Raw genomic sequence first — 15,387 nt, 5'->3', positions numbered from 1 at the left:
CCGGCGTCGCCCTTCGGGGATCGTGGCGTTCCCGTCCCCGGCCCCTACAGGGGACGGTGCATGATGTGGAGGCCTGTCGGTCCGGTCGCGGGATGGAGGAACGCGCCCGGCACGGTGCCGACGATCGTGAAGCCCAGGGAGGCCCAGAGTGCGACGGCGCGTTCGTTCGTCTGAACGACGGCGTTGAACTGCATCGCCGTGTAGCCCGCCGCTCGCGCTTCCTCGAGCACGTGGCCGGCGAGGGCACGGCCCACCCCCCGGCCGCCGGCGTCGGCCGCGACCAGGAAGGAGGCGTTCGCGACGTGCGCCCCGTTGCCGCCCCTGTTGGCATGCAGCTGCGCCGTGCCCACGACGCGACCGGTCGCCGTGTCCACGGCCACGAGGACGACGAGCGTGGGATCGGTGCCGGCCGGGCCGGGTAGCCACTCGAGGCGTCCCGCCGCCTCGTCCATGGAGGTGTCCCAGCAGTAGGTCTCGCCGGCCCTGGCCACCGGCTGCAGGATGTCCCAGATGGCCGGCCAGTCCTCCGGGACGGCCATCCGGAACCGCAGCATCAGGCCTTGAGGGCGTTGGCCCAGAGGTTGATGTCGGACTCGACGGCGAACTCGTCGATACTGGTCAGTTCCTCGGCGGTGAAGTCCAGGCGTTCGATCGCGGCCAGGCTGTCCTCGAGCTGGCGGACACTGGAGGCCCCGATCAATGCCGAGGTCACCGGGGTGCCCTTGGACTGGTCCCGCAGGATCCATGCGATCGCCAGCTGCGCCAGGCTCTGCCCGCGACCCTCGGCGATCCGGTTCAGGCCCCGGATCCGGTCGAGGTTCTCCTTGCTGAGCTGCCCCTGATCCAACGACTTCCCCGCGGCGGCCCGGGAGTCCTCGGGCACCCCGTCCAGGTACCTGCTGGTCAGCAGGCCCTGCGCCAGCGGGGAGAACGCGATCGATCCGGCCCCGACCTGCTCGAGGGCCTCGAAGAGGTTCGGGGACCCGTTCTCCGTCCACCGGTTCAGCATCGAGTACGAGGGCTGGTGGATCAGCAGGGGCGTCCCCAGGTCCTTCAGGATCGCCGCGGCCTCCAGGGTGCGCTCGGGTGAGTACGAGGAGATCCCGGCGTACAGGGCCCGCCCCGACCGGACCACGGTGTCCAGGGCCCCCATCGTCTCCTCCAGCGGGGTCTCCGGATCCGGGCGGTGGCTGTAGAAGATATCCACGTAGTCCAGGCCCATCCGCTCCAGCGACTGGTCCAGGCTCGCCAGCAGGTACTTGCGTGACCCGAAGTTGCCGTACGGACCCGGCCACATGTCGTATCCGGCCTTGGTGGAGATCACCAGCTCATCCCGGAACGGCCGGAAGTCGTCCTTGAGGTGCCGGCCGAAGTTCGTCTCGGCACTCCCGTACGGAGGGCCGTAGTTGTTCGCCAGATCGAAATGCGTCACGCCGAGGTCGAAGGCCCGCCGCAGGATGTCCCGCTGCGTCCCGAACGGCTTGTCGTCCCCGAAGTTGTGCCAGAGACCGAGGGACACGGCGGGCAGTTGCAGCCCGCTCGCCCCCACCCGGCGGTACGGCATCGACTCATAGCGGTTCTCAGCAGGGTGATAGGTCATTCCTTCATCGTAGGCGAGGACTCCACCACGGCGCGGGACAGCGCTGGATCACCGGTTGCCCCCGAAAGATGAGGCGATCCTGCAGCAGAGCCCCGTCAGGCGACTGCGCCGACCTCACGGTCGGACCCGATCTGCACCTGCGGAAGTTCCTCGAAGGCCGGCTTCGCGAACCAGTATCCCTGGAACAGGCGGATGCCGATGTCCTTCAGGAACAGGAACTCCGCCTCGGTCTCGATGCCTTCTGCGAGCACGGCGATGCCGAGGTCCTCGGCGATGCCCACGATGCCGGTGACGACAGCCTGGCGGGCGAAGCTGCTGTCGACTCCCCGGACGAGCTTCATGTCGATCTTGATCAGGTCCGGCTGGAACTCGACCAGGAGCCCCAACCCCGCGTGGCCGGCGCCGAAGTCGTCGATGGCGGTGGTGAACCCATGCTTGCGGTATTCGGTGATGATGTTCGTGAGGTGGGCGGTATCCGCGACCTCCTCGTTCTCCGTGAACTCGAACATGATCGACGACGTCGGGAAGTTGTGTCGCCCGGCTGCGAGCAGCGTGGCACGGAGGCACGCGGCCGGTTCGTAGACCGCGTTCGGCATGAAGTTGATCGACAGCTTCAACTCTTCGTCCGCAGGAAAGAGGCGCGACGCCAGCTCGATCGCCTTGATGCGACAGTCCTGGTCGAAGCGGTACGTCTGTTCCGGCGAGATCCTCGACAGGACGTCGAAGGCACCCTCGCCCCCCAGGCCCCTGACCAGCGCCTCATAGCCCCAGACGCGTTCATCGATCGCGTCATAGATCGGCTGGAAGGCCATGCTGAAATCAAAGTCGGGTCGTAACGATGTCGCGCAGCCTTTGCATGCCATGCCGGTCCCCCTCACTGGTCTCGTCCACCTTAGGACACGCACGGCCCGGCGCAGATCCGCCACGCGACATGTCCTTCCCACGCGTCGCCGGGCACTGACGGACCGGAGGCAGGTCCGTTACCGTGCGGTCGGCCGCCCCGGGAGTTCGCCGCTGCTGATCAGGTGGTCGGCGACATCCCAGAGTTTCAGGTGGGTGCGCTGGCTGGCCATGGAGAGCACGATGAACGCCTGCTCACCCGTGATCTTGTGGCGTTCCATGAGGATGCCCTTGGCCTGCCCGATCACGTCCCTGGAATCCACCGCCGCGTGGAGCTGCCGGGCCTTCTCGGCCTCGGCGAACGCCACAGCGGCGTGGGACGCGACCAGCAGGCCCACGTTCTCCGACTCGTCCGTGAACGCATTGGCCCTGTACGAGTAGAGGTTCAGCGCGCCGAGATTGTCGCCCTTCACCCACAGCTGGATGGACAGCATGCCGCGGGCGCCGGCCTCGGTGGCGCGCCTGGCGAAGAGCGGCCACCGCTTCTCGATCGCCATGTCCGGCACGCGGACGGTCCGGTGCTCGTACGCCGCTTCCAGGCAAGGCCCCTCCCCGGTTTCCATCTGCAGCGCGTCGATCCGCTCGGGGAGGCCCCCGGAAGGAGCCCGGGATCCGACGTCCTTCCGTCCCAGGACGACGCTGACCGAGGCCTCGTCCACCCCCGGGATCAGTTCGAGGGCCGCATGGACGAACCCACCGAGGATCGCGTCCGAATCCGGCTCCTGCTGCAGCGACCGGGCCAGCTCCGCCAGGTCCGTGGCGAGATCCCGCGCCCGTTCGTTGCCGCCGTGATGTGTCGACGGCATCCCCCTGTTCACACCGGAATCCTCGCTCATCCTTCACACCTTCTGGCAATGGGACCACGATCAGTCCGGGCAGCGTTGTGCCTACTGTAATCCCCGTCGAAGAGGCCCGACACCCGGCCGGCGGATCGTCGATCGGCCCCCGCTGTACACCGCACTGCCACTCACCGTTGCCCACGTCAACTGGTCAGGGTTCCGCGGCCGGCGGTTGAGGCCACGCCGGTGCGGCCCTTGACTGGGAGGAGTCCCTGGGTCGAGCAAACGGCACCGGGGGCGGCAGGAGTGCAGGGCCTACCGCCCTGCACTCCTGTTCATACCCGGCTCGTTCCTCGGCTGGTCCGGCGACCCGACGGCCTGCACCGATTTGTCCCGTCCCCCGGCTTTTGCCGTGTACAGGGCGCGGTCGGCCGCGGCGATGGCCGCATCGAGGTCGTAGCCGGACGCCTCGATCGAGGAGATGCCGTAACTCACCGTCGGCATCACGAAGCCACCCGGTGTGGGCTGCACGCGCAGCGCCAGGCTGATATCGCGGGTGATGTCCTCGGTCCGGGAGACCGAGGCGCCGGGCAGCAGGAAGATGAACTCCTCGCCGCCGTAACGTCCCACGAGGTCGGTGGCCCGGACGGTCTCGGAACATGCCTGCGCGAACGCTTTCAGCACGCTGTCCCCGGCGGCATGTCCGTGGGTGTCGTTGATCGCCTTGAAGAAGTCGAGGTCGGCGAGGATGAGTGCGCCCGGCCGTTCGGTGCGCGCCAGGCGGTCCACGTGCAGGTGTGCGAGATCGAGGAAGCCGGCCCGGTTGAGCAGTCCGGTCAGGGCGTCCCGGTCGGCACGCGTCCGCAGGTCGGCGGCGATCTGCTCCGCGCTGAGCGCGGCCGCGCTGAAGGACACGATGACGAGGAGGACGAGGGTGACGAGCGCCGCGATGCTCGAATCGAAGAACGTGGTGAACACGTAGCCGTCCGGGCCCCCCGCGACGAACGCGATGCACCGCGCGAGGTACAGCACCGCGACGACCGCCGACGCGGCGGCGAGCGGTGCCTGCACCCTGCTGTAGCTGCTGGGCAGGCGCCACAACTCCCAAGAGGCGAGTCCGATCGTCAGGGACATCATGCCGAGGAACACCGCTCCGCCGGACCATTCGTTCGTCCCCGGGCTGTCGACCACCGAGGCGAGCAGCGTCAGCAGGGGTGCCGCAGCGAGTTGCAGCCACCCGGGTCTGCCGGTCCGCAGGGTCCGCGCCCCGGCCCAGACGCTGACCGTGCCCATGACCGACAGCGTGTTGGCCATCGGGTGGGCCCAGACCTGGTGGTGCGTGCCGTCGAGCAGGTGGATGGATGATCCGATACAGAAGAACAGGATGGCCGCACACCACCAGGCGCTGTAGGCAGAGCGGGTCTGGCGGAACGCCACGGTGTAGAACAGCACCAGGAGGGTGATCGCGACGGCGCCGAAGGCAACCCGCAGTGTCGTGATGTCCAGGGTCATGGTGTTCTGCCGCCTCGTTCTTCCCGGTCCCGTCTCCGGACGCTCAGGGGTTGGCCTCCCGTGTGGAAGAATCTCCAGCCAGTATGCAGGAGTCCACCGACCGTTTGGTCGGTGGACTCCCACTCCTGTCGAAACCCTTGCAGAGTCCTGCTCTACGCTCAGCCCCGGCTGAGGACCAGTGAAGCATGCGCAGGCAACTGCACGGTGTCGGACAGCAGCCTCACGCCGTCGACCGTCGACAGCAGGACCTCGGCGTTGCTGCCGCCCACCGGCACGGTCACCATCGTGTCGCTCAGGTTGAGGATGACGGCGGTGCTGCCCCGGTGCAGGACGATCCAGCGGCTGTCCTCGTCGTAGTCCACGGAGATGCTGCCGAAGTCGGCGTCGCGCAGTTCCGGGCGTGACCGACGCAGGCGGATGAGCTCGCGGTAGGTGGACAGCAGCACGGCGTGGTGTCCCTGCTCCACCTCCGCCCAGTCCAGCTTGGCCGAGGCGAAGGTCGCGGGGTCCTGCGGATTGGGGACGTCCTCCGGACGCCAGCCCATGCGCTCGAATTCCTTGAGCCGGCCCTCCGCGGTGGCCCTGCCGAGCTCAGGCTCCGGGTGGGAGGTGAAGAACGGCCACGGCGTCGACGCGCCGTATTCCTCGCCCATGAAGAGCATCGGCGTGAACGGGCCGAGGATGTTCAGGATCGCGGCCTGGGCGAGCTGCGCCGGGTTGAGCGAGGCGCTGATGCGGTCGCCGGCGGCCCTGTTGCCGATCTGGTCGTGGTTCTGGGTCGCCACGACCAGCTGCAGGGGGCTGACCCTGACCGGGTCGATCTCGCGGCCGTGGTGACGTTCCCGGAAGGACGAGTAGGTCCCGTTGTGGAAGAAGCCCTTCTCGAGGACCTTGGCGAGCGCGCCTACCGAATCGAAGTCCAGGTAGTACCCCTCGGTCTCCCGGGTCAGGTTGACGTGCACGGCGTGGTGGAAGTCGTCGCTCCACTGCCCGGCCAGGCCGTAGCCGCCGACGTCACGGCCCTGGATCAGGCGCGGGTTGTTGAGGTCCGATTCGGCGATGAGGAACAGCGGCTTGCCGAGGTCGGCCGCGCACTCGTCCGTGCGGGCGGCGAACTCCTCGAGGATGTGCACCGCACGCTCGTCGTGGAGCGCATGCACGGCATCGAGGCGCAGGCCGTCCACGTGGTAGTCCCTGAACCACATGAGCAGGTTCTCGACGACGTAGTCCCGGACCTCGTCGGACTGCGGGCCGTCGAGGTTCAGCGAGTCCCCCCACGAGTTGGACAGGCCCGCGGTGAGGTAGGGGCCGAAGAGCCCGAGGTAGTTGCCGCTGGGGCCGAGGTGGTTGTGGACGACGTCCTGGATGACGCCCAGGCCCTTCTGGTGGGCGGCGTCGACGAAGCGCTGATAGGCGGCGGGGCCGCCGTACGTCTCCTGCACCGCGTACCAGAGCACGCCGTCATAGCCCCAGTTGTGGGTGCCGTTGAAGGCGTTGACGGGCAGCAGTTCCACGTACTGCACGCCGAGGTCCACCAGGTGGTCGAGTTTGCCGATGGCGGCGTCGAGCGTCCCCTCGGGAGTGAACGTGCCGAGGTGCATCTCGTAGATGACGCCGCCGTTCATGCCCGGCGACTGCCATGATCCGTCCTGCCACTGGTGCACCGCCGGGTCGAAGGTCCGCGACAGCTCGTGCACGCCGTCGGGCTGGCGCCGCGAACGGGGGTCGGGCACGGGTGTCTCGGAGCCGTCGACGAGGTAGCCGTAGGACACGTCGGCGGTGTCCGTGGGGGCCTCCGGCGCGTGCCACCACCCGCCCTCACCCTGTGTCATCGGGTATCGGGCGCCGGCCGCAACGAGGGTGAGGGATTCGGCGCGGGGGGCCCAGACCTCGAATGGCGAGCTCATGCTGCGTCCTCCTGGACCAGTAGTGCTGCGGGGAAGGTGGAGAAGATGTCGGCGGCCCTGACGGTCCCGCCGCGCACCGAGGCGCCGGTGAGGGCGCAGGTGTAGCGCCCCTCGGGGAGCTCGAGCGTGGTGTCACCCCAGCCCTCACCGTCCGCGAGCCGGTATGGCAGGCGCGTGATCAGGGTGATGGCTCCTCCCCGGTCGAAGGCGAAGACGTGGTCGGCCGCCTCGCCGGAGGGCGTGATCGCGGTGTAGCCGGTGAACAGCTCGGGGCGGTCGCGGCGCAGCTTGAGGGCGCGGGACACGACGAGCAGCTTCGCGTGGGCGTCCGCATCCATCTGGGGCAGTGCGCCGAAGTTGAGGTCCGTCAGCACCTGCCGGCGCACGTCGTAGTCCACCTCGCGGCGGTTGTCGGGGTCCACGAGGGAGGTGTCCCAGAACTCTGTCCCCTGGTAGACGTCCGGCACTCCCGGCATGGTGAGCTGGAGCAGCTTGAGGCCGATCGAGTTGGACCAGCCGGCCTGTTGGATCCGCTCCACGAGACCGGTGATCAGCGACGCCACCGCGTCGTCGTCGAAGGCGGCGTCGACGGCGTCGTGCATGCCGCGCTCGAACCCCTCGTCCGGCGCGGTCCAGTGCGTACTGGAATCGGCCTCGCGTGACGCCTTCTCGGCGTAGGCGTGCGCGCGCTCCCTGCTGATCGGCCAGGCCCCGATGAGCGACTGCCACAGCAGCGGCGCGAACGTCGGATCCTTGATGGGGGCCAGTTCCTCGAGCTGTCCGAGGAGGTCCGTCCATTCGCCCGCGAGCTCCGACAGCACGGAGATACGCGTCCGGGTGTCCTCGCTGCGCTTGGTGTCATGCGTGCTGAGGGTCGTCATGGCCAGCGGGCTCTCCGTCTGCCGCGCGAGCAGGCGACGGTGCAGTTCCAGCGGGTCGATGGAGAAGATGGACGGATCCGCGCCGACCTCGTTCAGCGACACGAGGCGGGAGTAGCGGTAGAACGCCGTGTCCTCCACGCCCTTCGCCATCACCATGCCGGAGGTCTGCTGGAAGCGCCGGGCGAGCTCCGTGAGCTCCCCGGGACCGTCGAGGAACGGGTTCAGGAGCGAGTGGAGCACGGTGAGGGTATCCGCGAGGTCGGGGCGGCGCACCTGGGCGTCACGGACCGTCTCGGCGAGGTACTCGGCTCCACCCGGGAGGTAGCTGCGGTAGACGGGGAAGCAGGTCAGCAGTTCGGCGATCGCGTCGGCTGCGATGTCGGCGTCGAGGTCCGCCGTGGCGGGGACGAGCCGCGCGAGCCTCAGCACCTCGGAGCGGAGGATGCCGTCGGCGATGCCGCGCTTGGTGCCGTGGATCATCTCGTGGAACGGCTCCACCGGCACGGACCGCGTCAGCGCGTGCTCCCCGTCGGGGTCGGTGAACAGCCGGTCGATGTCCGCGAGGGCGTCATAGCCGGTGGTGCCCTCGGTCGCCCAGTCGGTCGGGAGCGTCTCCCCCGACTCGAGGATCTTCTCCACGAGCACGTAGGCGCCGCCCGTCAGGGTGCGGAGGTCGTCGAGGTAGCCCTTAGGGTCGGCGAGACCGTCGGGGTGGTCGATGCGCAGGCCGTCGACGAGCCCCTCGTCGAACCACCGCTTCACCTCGCTGTGGCTCTCCTGGAACACCCACGGGACCTCGACGCGCAGGCCTGCGAGGGTGTTCACGCCGAAGAACCGCCGGTAGTTGAGCTCCGCATCGGCGCGCCGCCAGTTCACGAGTTCGTAGTGCTGGCGGGCGTGGACCTGCGCCCCCGTGTCACCGGGGTGCGCCGTGCCGTCCGCGATCGGGAACCGGTTGTCGTAGTAGTGCAGTTCGCCGTCGACGACCGCGAGCTGATCCAGCTCGTCGTCGCCGTCGCCGAGGACGGGGACGCGGATGCGTCCGTCATTGGCGTCCCAGTCGACGTCGAACGCCTCCGCCATGCGGGAGCCGCGCCCCTCCTCGAGGAGCTGCCACCACCACGCATTGTCCGCGGGGGTCTCGATGCCCATGTGGTTGGGCACGATGTCGACGAGCACACCCAGGCCCGCCGCCCGGGCTGCCTCGCTGAGTGCGGCGAGACCGCCCGGACCGCCGCGGTCGGGGTCGACGGTGGTGGGGTCCGTGACGTCATAGCCGTGCCCGGACCCCTTCTCCGCCGTCAGGATCGGCGACAGGTACACCCAGTCCACCCCCAGGTCGTGCAGGTACGGCACCAGGGCCGCGGCCCGATGCAGGTCGAACTCGCTCCGGATCTGTAGCCGGTAGGTCGATTTCGGTGTCAACACGTGGGGGGTCCTCCTGGGACGGTGGGTGGGGGTGTACCTGTCGAGGGGTGGAGCTAGGGGGTGCCGGTCTTGGCGGTGACCTCGTTGGCGAGGATCGCCAGGGACGCCGCGACCGAGTGGTCGAGGTCCTCGACCTCCGTGTGGGCCCGCAGGACCACCATGGACTTCGCCTCGACCGTGACCTTCGCGCCGTGCGGGATGGCTGCCGTGTCGGCGTACTTGCCGGCCGTGTCGATCACTTCGTCCCAGGAGGTGCCGTATTCGTCGGACGGGATGGTGAAGTCGACGGCCTCGTCGTGCGCGTTGAAGTACAGCAGGAAGTTGGCGTCGACGATCCGCTGTCCGCGGGCGTCACGCCCCTGGATGCCGTGGCCGTTGAGGAACACGCCGATCGAGCGGCCGAAGCCGCTGTCCCAGTCCTCGGGGGCCATGAGCTCGCCCGTGGTGTCGAGCCACACGATGTCCGGGAGCGCCTCGCCCTCGCCGCGGCGTACGGGCCGCCCGTCGAAGAAGCGGCGACGGCGGAAGGTGGGGTGCTCCGACCGCAGGCGGTTGACGGCGGCGGTGAATTCGAGCAGGGGCTGGTCCATCTTGTCCCAGTGCACCCAGCTGATCTCGGAGTCCTGGCAGTAGGTGTTGTTGTTGCCGTCCTGCGTGCGGCCGAGCTCGTCACCGTGGAGCAGCATCGGCACCCCCTGCGAGAGCAGGAGCGTCGCGATGTAGTTGCGCTGCTGGCGGACCCGGATCGCGAGGACCTCGGGATCGTCCGTGGGGCCCTCGGCCCCGCCGTTCCAGGAACGGTTGTGTGATTCGCCGTCGTTGTTGTCCTCGCCGTTGGCCTCGTTGTGCTTCTCGTTGTAGGAGACGAGGTCGCGCAGCGTGAAGCCGTCGTGGGCCGTGACGAAGTTGATGGACGCGACGGGACGCCGCATGCTGTGCTCGTAGAGGTCGGCCGACCCGGTCAGGCGGGCCGCGAACTCGCCGATGCTGGAGGGCTCACCACGCCAGAAGTCACGGACCGTGTCCCGGTACTTGCCGTTCCACTCCGTCCACTGCGGCGGGAAGTTGCCCACCTGGTAGCCGCCGGGTCCCACGTCCCAGGGCTCGGCGATGAGCTTGACCTGCGAGACCACCGGGTCCTGCTGCACGAGCTCGAAGAAGGCCGACAGCCGGTCCACCTCGTAGAACTCGCGGGCGAGGGCGGAGGCCAGGTCGAAACGGAATCCGTCGACGTGCATCTCGGTGACCCAGTAGCGCAGCGAGTCCATGAGCAGCTGCAGGGAGTGCGGGTTCCCGACGTTGAGGGAGTTACCGGTGCCCGTGGTGTCCATGTAGTACTGCTTGTCGTCCTCCACCAGGCGGTAGTAGGACGCATTGTCGATGCCACGCATGGAGATGGTGGGGCCCATGTGGTTGCCTTCCGCGGTGTGGTTGTACACCACGTCGAGGATGACCTCGATGCCCGCCAGGTGCAGTTCGCGCACCATGGCCTTGAATTCCTGGACCTGCTCGCCCTGGTCGCCGCTGGAGTTGTACTTGTTGTGCGGGGCGAAGAAGCCGATGGTGTTGTAGCCCCAGTAGTTCGAGAGGCCCTTCTCCTGGAGCGTGCTGTCGTTGACGAACTGGTGCACGGGCATCAGCTCGATCGCCGTGACGCCGAGCTTCTGCAGGTGCGCGATCACGGACGGGTGGGCGATGCCCGCATAGGTGCCGCGCTGCTCCTCGGGGATGTCCGGGTGCAGCTGGGTGAGACCCTTGACGTGCGCCTCGTAGATGACGGACTGGTGGTAGGGCGTCCGCGGCATGCGGTCGCCGTCCCAGTTGAAGAAGGGGTTGACGACGACGCCGAGCATCATGTGCGCGGCGGAGTCCTCGTTGTTGACGGAGTGCTCGTCGCCGAAGTTGTAGCCGAACAGCGCCTGGTCCCAGTCGAGGTCACCGGAGATGGCCTTCGCGTAGGGATCGAGGAGGAGCTTGTTCGGGTTGCAGCGCTGTCCCTCTGCCGGGTTGTTCGGGCCGTGGACCCGGTAGCCGTACTTCTGCCCGGGTGACACGTGGGGGAGGTACCCGTGCCAGACGTAGCCGTCGACCTCCTTGAGTTCGGTGCACGTCTCCGTACCGTCCTCGTCGAAGAGGCAGAGGACGACCAGGTCCGCGACCTCGCTGTAGAGCGCGAAGTTGGTGCCGGTGCCATCGTAGGTGGCTCCCAGGGGGTAAGCGTCGCCGGGCCAAAGTTCCATGAGTTCTCCTTGTGTCTTCTGCCGGGGCCGCCTCCATGGGCGGTCCCGGTGTTCCTTGCAGGCGTCGGGGTCCTGCCCCGCGCGCTTTGTCCATGCATAGCGCATTCAGGTGTCCGCGCGGTTGATTGCGTCGGTCACCTCAAATACTTGCGGCCAGGCGACGCTCCTCCACGAGATCCGCGACCACTGCGCGGATGGAGTCCGGGAGGCCGGAGACCACCACGGGTCCGGAGCGGGCAGCGAGCTGCCCGGCCCGTCCGTGGATGAGCGCTCCCGCCGCGGCGATCGCCGCCCAGAGGTCTGGGTGCGCCACGCCGATGCGGTCCGCCGCGCCGTCGTCCTCGGCGAGCGTCGCCAGGAGGGCCCCGACGATGCCGGAGAGGGTGTCCCCGGTCCCGGCGGTCGAGAGCCAGGGCGTCGCGTCGGCCTGGACGAACAGTGCGCCGGAGGGGGCGGCGACGACGGTCGTGTACCCCTTGAGCAGCACCGTGGCGCCCGTGGTCTCGGCGGCGCGCAGCGCGAAGTGTGCGGGCTCGGCCTCGATCTCGGACCGCTCGGCGTCGATGCCGCGGGCCGCCAGCAGCTCACGCAGCTCCCCCGCGTGCGGGGTGAGGACGACCTGCGGACCCACGCGCGCGGGCACCGCGACCAGCGCCCCGGCGTCGACGACGACGGGCAGCCCGGAGGCCACGGCGTCGGCGGCCCGGCCTCGCTGGTCGTCGTCGTCCACGGCGCCGGGGCCCACGACCCAGGCCTGGGACCGCGCGTCGGCGATCGGGCCGGTGGACGCCACCGCCTCGGGGTTCCGCTGGTGGACCAGCGCTGCGACGGCGTCGGGGCCGAGGTAGCGCACCATCCCGACGCCCGTGGCCAGCGCGGCACCGACGGCGAGGGCGGCCGCTCCCGGGTAACGTGCGGATCCTGCGGCGACGCCGAGCACCCCGCGCGAGTATTTGTGGTCGTGTGCGCGGGGCAGGCGGAGCAGGGCTGCGGCGTCGGCGACCTGGAGGCTGCGCGCGGCGGGAGTGAATCCGGAGAAGTCGAGGCCGATGTCGACCACGTTCAGCTCACCGGCGGCCACCGCGCCGTCGCCGATCAGGAGGCCCGGCTTCGCGGCCCCGAAGGTGACGGTCGCATCCGCGGAGAGGACGGGCCCGTCGACGCGGCCGGTGTCCACGCCGATGCCGCTGGGCAGGTCGCAGGCGACCACGAGCGTGGACCGTACGGCGCGCGGACCGGCCGCTGCGTCGAACGCCCGGACGAAGTCCGCGGAGGGCCCCCGCAGGCCGCCGCTGGCACCGGTGCCGAGGATCCCGTCGAGGAGGACGTCGGAGGCGGCCGCATGTGCTGCAAGTGCTGGGATGTCCGGGGCGTCGCCCAGCCGGACGCTCGTCCCGCCGGCCTGCGTGAAAGCCTGCAACGCGGCATCGTGGACCCGGTCCGCCGTGAGGATCGCCGTGGCTCCGACGCCCCGGCGCAGGAGCCGCTCCCCCGCGTAGAGCGCATCGGCGCCGTTGTTCCCGCTCCCGGCCAGCACGACGGCGGTGGCGCCGTAGGTGCCGCGCCCGGCGTCGCGCAGGAGACCGAGGACGACGCCGAACAGGCCGTGGGCAGCCTTCTGCATCAGGGCGTCACCCTGGCCGGCGTCGAGGAGTGGTGCCTCCGCGGAGCGGACGTCACCACCGGAAAATGCTTGGAGCATGTCATCGAGCTTAGCGGTAAGCCAGGCGATCATCAGTACGATTACTATTTTCGGCCTGCCGCCGGGCCCTCGGCCACCACCATGGCGGTGGCGAGGCCGCCGTCGTGGCTGATGGACAGGTGCCACGTCTCGACGCCCCGGGCGCGTGCGGCCTCCGCCACGGTCCCGTCGACGACGACGGACGGCGCGCCCGTCTCGTCGACCGCGATGGTGCAGTGCTGCCAGTTCATGCCCACGGGGGCACCGACCGCCTTCGCGACGGCCTCCTTGGCCGCGAAGCGTGCGGCGAGCGACCGGGTGTTGAGCTGGCGCTCGGCGGGCACGAACAGACGCTCGAGCAGCGCCGGGGTGCGTTCGAGCTGCTGCCGGAAGCGTTCCACGTCCACGACGTCGACGCCGATGCCGACGATCACGCCGGCACCCGGCCGGGTGCCGCTGCGGGGATCCGCAGCGGCACCGGGAGGGGACTACTCAACCGTGACCGACTTCGCCAGGTTGCGCGGCTGGTCGACGTCGTAGCCCTTGGCGCTCGCGAGGGCGAGGGCGAAGATCTGCAGCGGCACCGTGGTCAGCAGCGGGGCGAGCAGCGTCGGGGTCTCCGGCACGTAGAACACGTGCTCGGAGTACGCCTCGACGGCGGTGTCGCCCTCCTCAGCGATGACGATCGTCACGGCACCGCGTGCGCGGATCTCCTGGACGTTGGAGACCACCTTGGCGTGCAGCGAGTCGCGGGCGCTCGGGGACGGCATGACCACGACGACGGGCTGGCCCTCCTCGATCAGGGCGATCGGTCCGTGCTTGAGTTCACCGGCAGCGAAGCCTTCGGCGTGGATGTAGGCGAGCTCCTTGAGCTTCAGCGCACCCTCCATCGCCACGGGGAAGCCCACGTGGCGGCCGAGGAACAGCACCGACTTGGCGTTGACCATGTCCGTGCCGAGCTGCTTGATCTTGTCGGCGTCGTCGAGGACGGCCTGGATCTTGGCCGGGATGGTCGAGAGGTCCGCGAGGACGTCGGCGATCTCGTCGCGGTACTTGTTGCCGCGCAGCTGCGCGAGGTACAGGCCCAGCAGGTATGCGGCGGTGATCTGCGCGAGGAAGGCCTTCGTGGAGGCGACGGCGATCTCCGGGCCGGCGTGCGTGTAGAGCACGGCGTCGGATTCGCGCGGGATCGTGGACCCGTTGGTGTTGCAGATCGCCACGACCTTGGCGCCCTGCTCGCGGGCGTAGCGGACGGCCATGAGGGTGTCCATGGTCTCGCCGGACTGGGAGATCGCGACGACGAGCGTCTTCTCGTTCACGATCGGGTCGCGGTACCGGAACTCGTGGGACAGCTCCACCTCGGTGGGGATGCGGCACCAGTGCTCGATGGCGTACTTGGCCACCTGGCCCGCGTAGGCCGACGTACCGCAGGCGAGCACCACGATCTTGTCGACCGAGCGCAGGATCGTCTCGTCGATGCGCAGTTCGTCGAGCATCAGGTTGCCGTCGACGTCGGAGCGGCCGAGGAGGGTCTGAGCGACGGCGTCGGGCTGGTCGTGGATCTCCTTCTCCATGAAGGAGTCGAAGCCGCCCTTCTCGGCAGCGGCGGCGTCCCAGCTGACGTGGAACTCCGTGCCTTCGGCGGGGGCGCCGAAGAAGTCGGTGATGGTGACGTCGTCGGGCGTGATGGTGACGATCTGGTCCTGGCCGAGCTCGACGGCGCGGCGCGTGAAGTCGATGAACCCGGAGACATCGGACCCGAGGAAGTTCTCCCCGTCGCCGAGCCCCACCACGAGCGGCGAGTTGCGGCGGCCGGCCGCGACGACGCCGGGCTGGTCCTGGTGGATGGCGAGGAGCGTGAAGGCGCCCTCGAGTCGCTGGCAGGCCTGCTGCAGGGCGAGGGTCAGGATGTCGCCCTCGGCGCCGCTCTCGACGAGCCCGCGGTACAGGTGGCCGACGAGCCCGGCAGCGACCTCGGTGTCGGTGTCGGAGATGAAGTCGAGCCCCTCACCGGTCAGCTCCGCCTTGAGCTCGGCATAGTTCTCGATGATGCCGTTGTGGATCAGCGCGAGCCTGCCGCCGTCGGCGAGGTGCGGGTGCGCATTCTGGTCGGTGGGTCCGCCGTGGGTCGCCCACCGCGTGTGCCCGATCCCGGTCAGCGAGCGCGGCAGCGGTGCCGTCACCAGCTCCTCGACGAGGTTCGTCAGCTTGCCCGCCTTCTTGCGCGACTCGATCCCGGCCGGAGTGATCACCGCCACGCCGGCGGAATCGTATCCGCGGTATTCGAGGCGCCTGAGGCCCTCCATGACGACGTCGAGCGCGCCGTGCTGCGCTTCGGACGATTCCTGATCGAACGCCGGGGCGACAGAGTCGAGCGCCGATGTTCCCTGGCCGCGGTCCCGGCCTACATATCCCACAATTCCACACATGACACCTAGCGTACCGGTGGCCGTGTTTGT

The 15,387-nt window shown here is 69.1% G+C and carries 11 protein-coding genes; all 11 read right to left on the bottom strand.

Annotated features, from left to right (window positions below):
• Positions 1–44: 44 nt before the first annotated feature.
• The gene (locus IWX63_RS13920) at positions 45–554 is read right to left on the bottom strand and encodes a GNAT family N-acetyltransferase (protein WP_199278747.1); all 510 of its coding nucleotides are present in this window, start codon (positions 552–554) and stop codon (positions 45–47) included.
• Entirely contained in the window at positions 554–1,600 is a 1,047-nt protein-coding gene (mgrA, locus tag IWX63_RS13915) for an L-glyceraldehyde 3-phosphate reductase (RefSeq protein ID WP_199278746.1), read from the bottom strand. Before mgrA ends, IWX63_RS13920 begins: the two co-directional genes overlap by 1 nt.
• 95 nt (positions 1,601–1,695) lie before the next feature.
• The gene (locus IWX63_RS13910; RefSeq protein ID WP_334685881.1) at positions 1,696–2,412 is read right to left on the bottom strand and encodes an EAL domain-containing protein; all 717 of its coding nucleotides are present in this window, start codon (positions 2,410–2,412) and stop codon (positions 1,696–1,698) included.
• Between the two features lie 168 nt (positions 2,413–2,580).
• Entirely contained in the window at positions 2,581–3,336 is a 756-nt protein-coding gene (locus IWX63_RS13905; protein ID WP_334685880.1) for a GAF and ANTAR domain-containing protein, read from the bottom strand.
• Between the two features lie 258 nt (positions 3,337–3,594).
• Positions 3,595–4,791 carry a GGDEF domain-containing protein gene (locus IWX63_RS13900; protein WP_199278744.1) on the bottom strand — a complete coding sequence of 399 codons (1,197 nt, stop codon included), beginning with the start codon at positions 4,789–4,791 and terminating at the stop codon, positions 3,595–3,597.
• Positions 4,792–4,949: 158 nt separating this feature from the next.
• Positions 4,950–6,698, bottom strand: a complete 1,749-nt coding sequence (gene treZ / locus IWX63_RS13895; RefSeq protein WP_199278743.1) for a malto-oligosyltrehalose trehalohydrolase — start codon at positions 6,696–6,698, stop codon at positions 4,950–4,952.
• Positions 6,695–9,007: a malto-oligosyltrehalose synthase gene (treY, locus tag IWX63_RS13890; RefSeq protein WP_199278742.1), complete on the bottom strand. Its 2,313-nt coding sequence runs from the start codon at positions 9,005–9,007 to the stop codon at positions 6,695–6,697. Before treY ends, treZ begins: the two co-directional genes overlap by 4 nt.
• A gap of 53 nt (positions 9,008–9,060) precedes the next feature.
• Entirely contained in the window at positions 9,061–11,247 is a 2,187-nt protein-coding gene (gene glgX, locus IWX63_RS13885; RefSeq protein WP_199278741.1) for a glycogen debranching protein GlgX, read from the bottom strand.
• A 139-nt stretch (positions 11,248–11,386) separates the two neighbouring features.
• A complete protein-coding gene (locus IWX63_RS13880) occupies positions 11,387–12,949 on the bottom strand; it encodes a bifunctional ADP-dependent NAD(P)H-hydrate dehydratase/NAD(P)H-hydrate epimerase (protein WP_199278740.1) in 1,563 nt (520 codons plus the stop codon).
• Positions 12,950–12,993: 44 nt separating this feature from the next.
• On the bottom strand, positions 12,994–13,362 hold the full coding sequence (locus IWX63_RS13875) for a holo-ACP synthase (protein WP_199278739.1): 369 nt from the start codon (positions 13,360–13,362) through the stop codon (positions 12,994–12,996).
• Between the two features lie 54 nt (positions 13,363–13,416).
• Complete coding sequence (glmS, locus tag IWX63_RS13870; RefSeq protein WP_199278738.1) at positions 13,417–15,357, bottom strand: glutamine--fructose-6-phosphate transaminase (isomerizing); 1,941 nt, start codon at positions 15,355–15,357, stop codon at positions 13,417–13,419.
• Positions 15,358–15,387 lie beyond the last annotated feature (30 nt).

Origin of the sequence: Arthrobacter sp. CAN_A2 (genome assembly GCF_015752045.1) — a bacterium.
Taxonomy (GTDB): Bacteria; Actinomycetota; Actinomycetes; order Actinomycetales; family Micrococcaceae; genus Arthrobacter_D.
The sequence above is the reverse complement of the archived record's forward strand: the minus strand, read 5'-3'. Positions and strand labels throughout refer to the sequence as shown.

Excerpts from the sequence above, each read along its gene's own strand:
- IWX63_RS13910 (WP_334685881.1), bottom strand. The coding sequence starts at position 2,412 with ATGGCCTTCCAGCCGATCTATGACGCGATCGATGAACGCGTCTGGGGC.
- IWX63_RS13905 (WP_334685880.1), bottom strand. The coding sequence starts at position 3,336 with ATGAGCGAGGATTCCGGTGTGAACAGGGGGATGCCGTCGACACATCAC.
- IWX63_RS13880 (WP_199278740.1), bottom strand. The coding sequence starts at position 12,949 with ATGCTCCAAGCATTTTCCGGTGGTGACGTCCGCTCCGCGGAGGCACCA.
- glmS (WP_199278738.1), bottom strand. The coding sequence starts at position 15,357 with ATGTGTGGAATTGTGGGATATGTAGGCCGGGACCGCGGCCAGGGAACA.
- glgX (WP_199278741.1), bottom strand. The coding sequence starts at position 11,247 with ATGGAACTTTGGCCCGGCGACGCTTACCCCCTGGGAGCCACCTACGAT.
- IWX63_RS13920 (WP_199278747.1), bottom strand. The coding sequence starts at position 554 with ATGCTGCGGTTCCGGATGGCCGTCCCGGAGGACTGGCCGGCCATCTGG.
- treZ (WP_199278743.1), bottom strand. The coding sequence starts at position 6,698 with ATGAGCTCGCCATTCGAGGTCTGGGCCCCCCGCGCCGAATCCCTCACC.
- mgrA (WP_199278746.1), bottom strand. The coding sequence starts at position 1,600 with ATGACCTATCACCCTGCTGAGAACCGCTATGAGTCGATGCCGTACCGC.
- IWX63_RS13900 (WP_199278744.1), bottom strand. The coding sequence starts at position 4,791 with ATGACCCTGGACATCACGACACTGCGGGTTGCCTTCGGCGCCGTCGCG.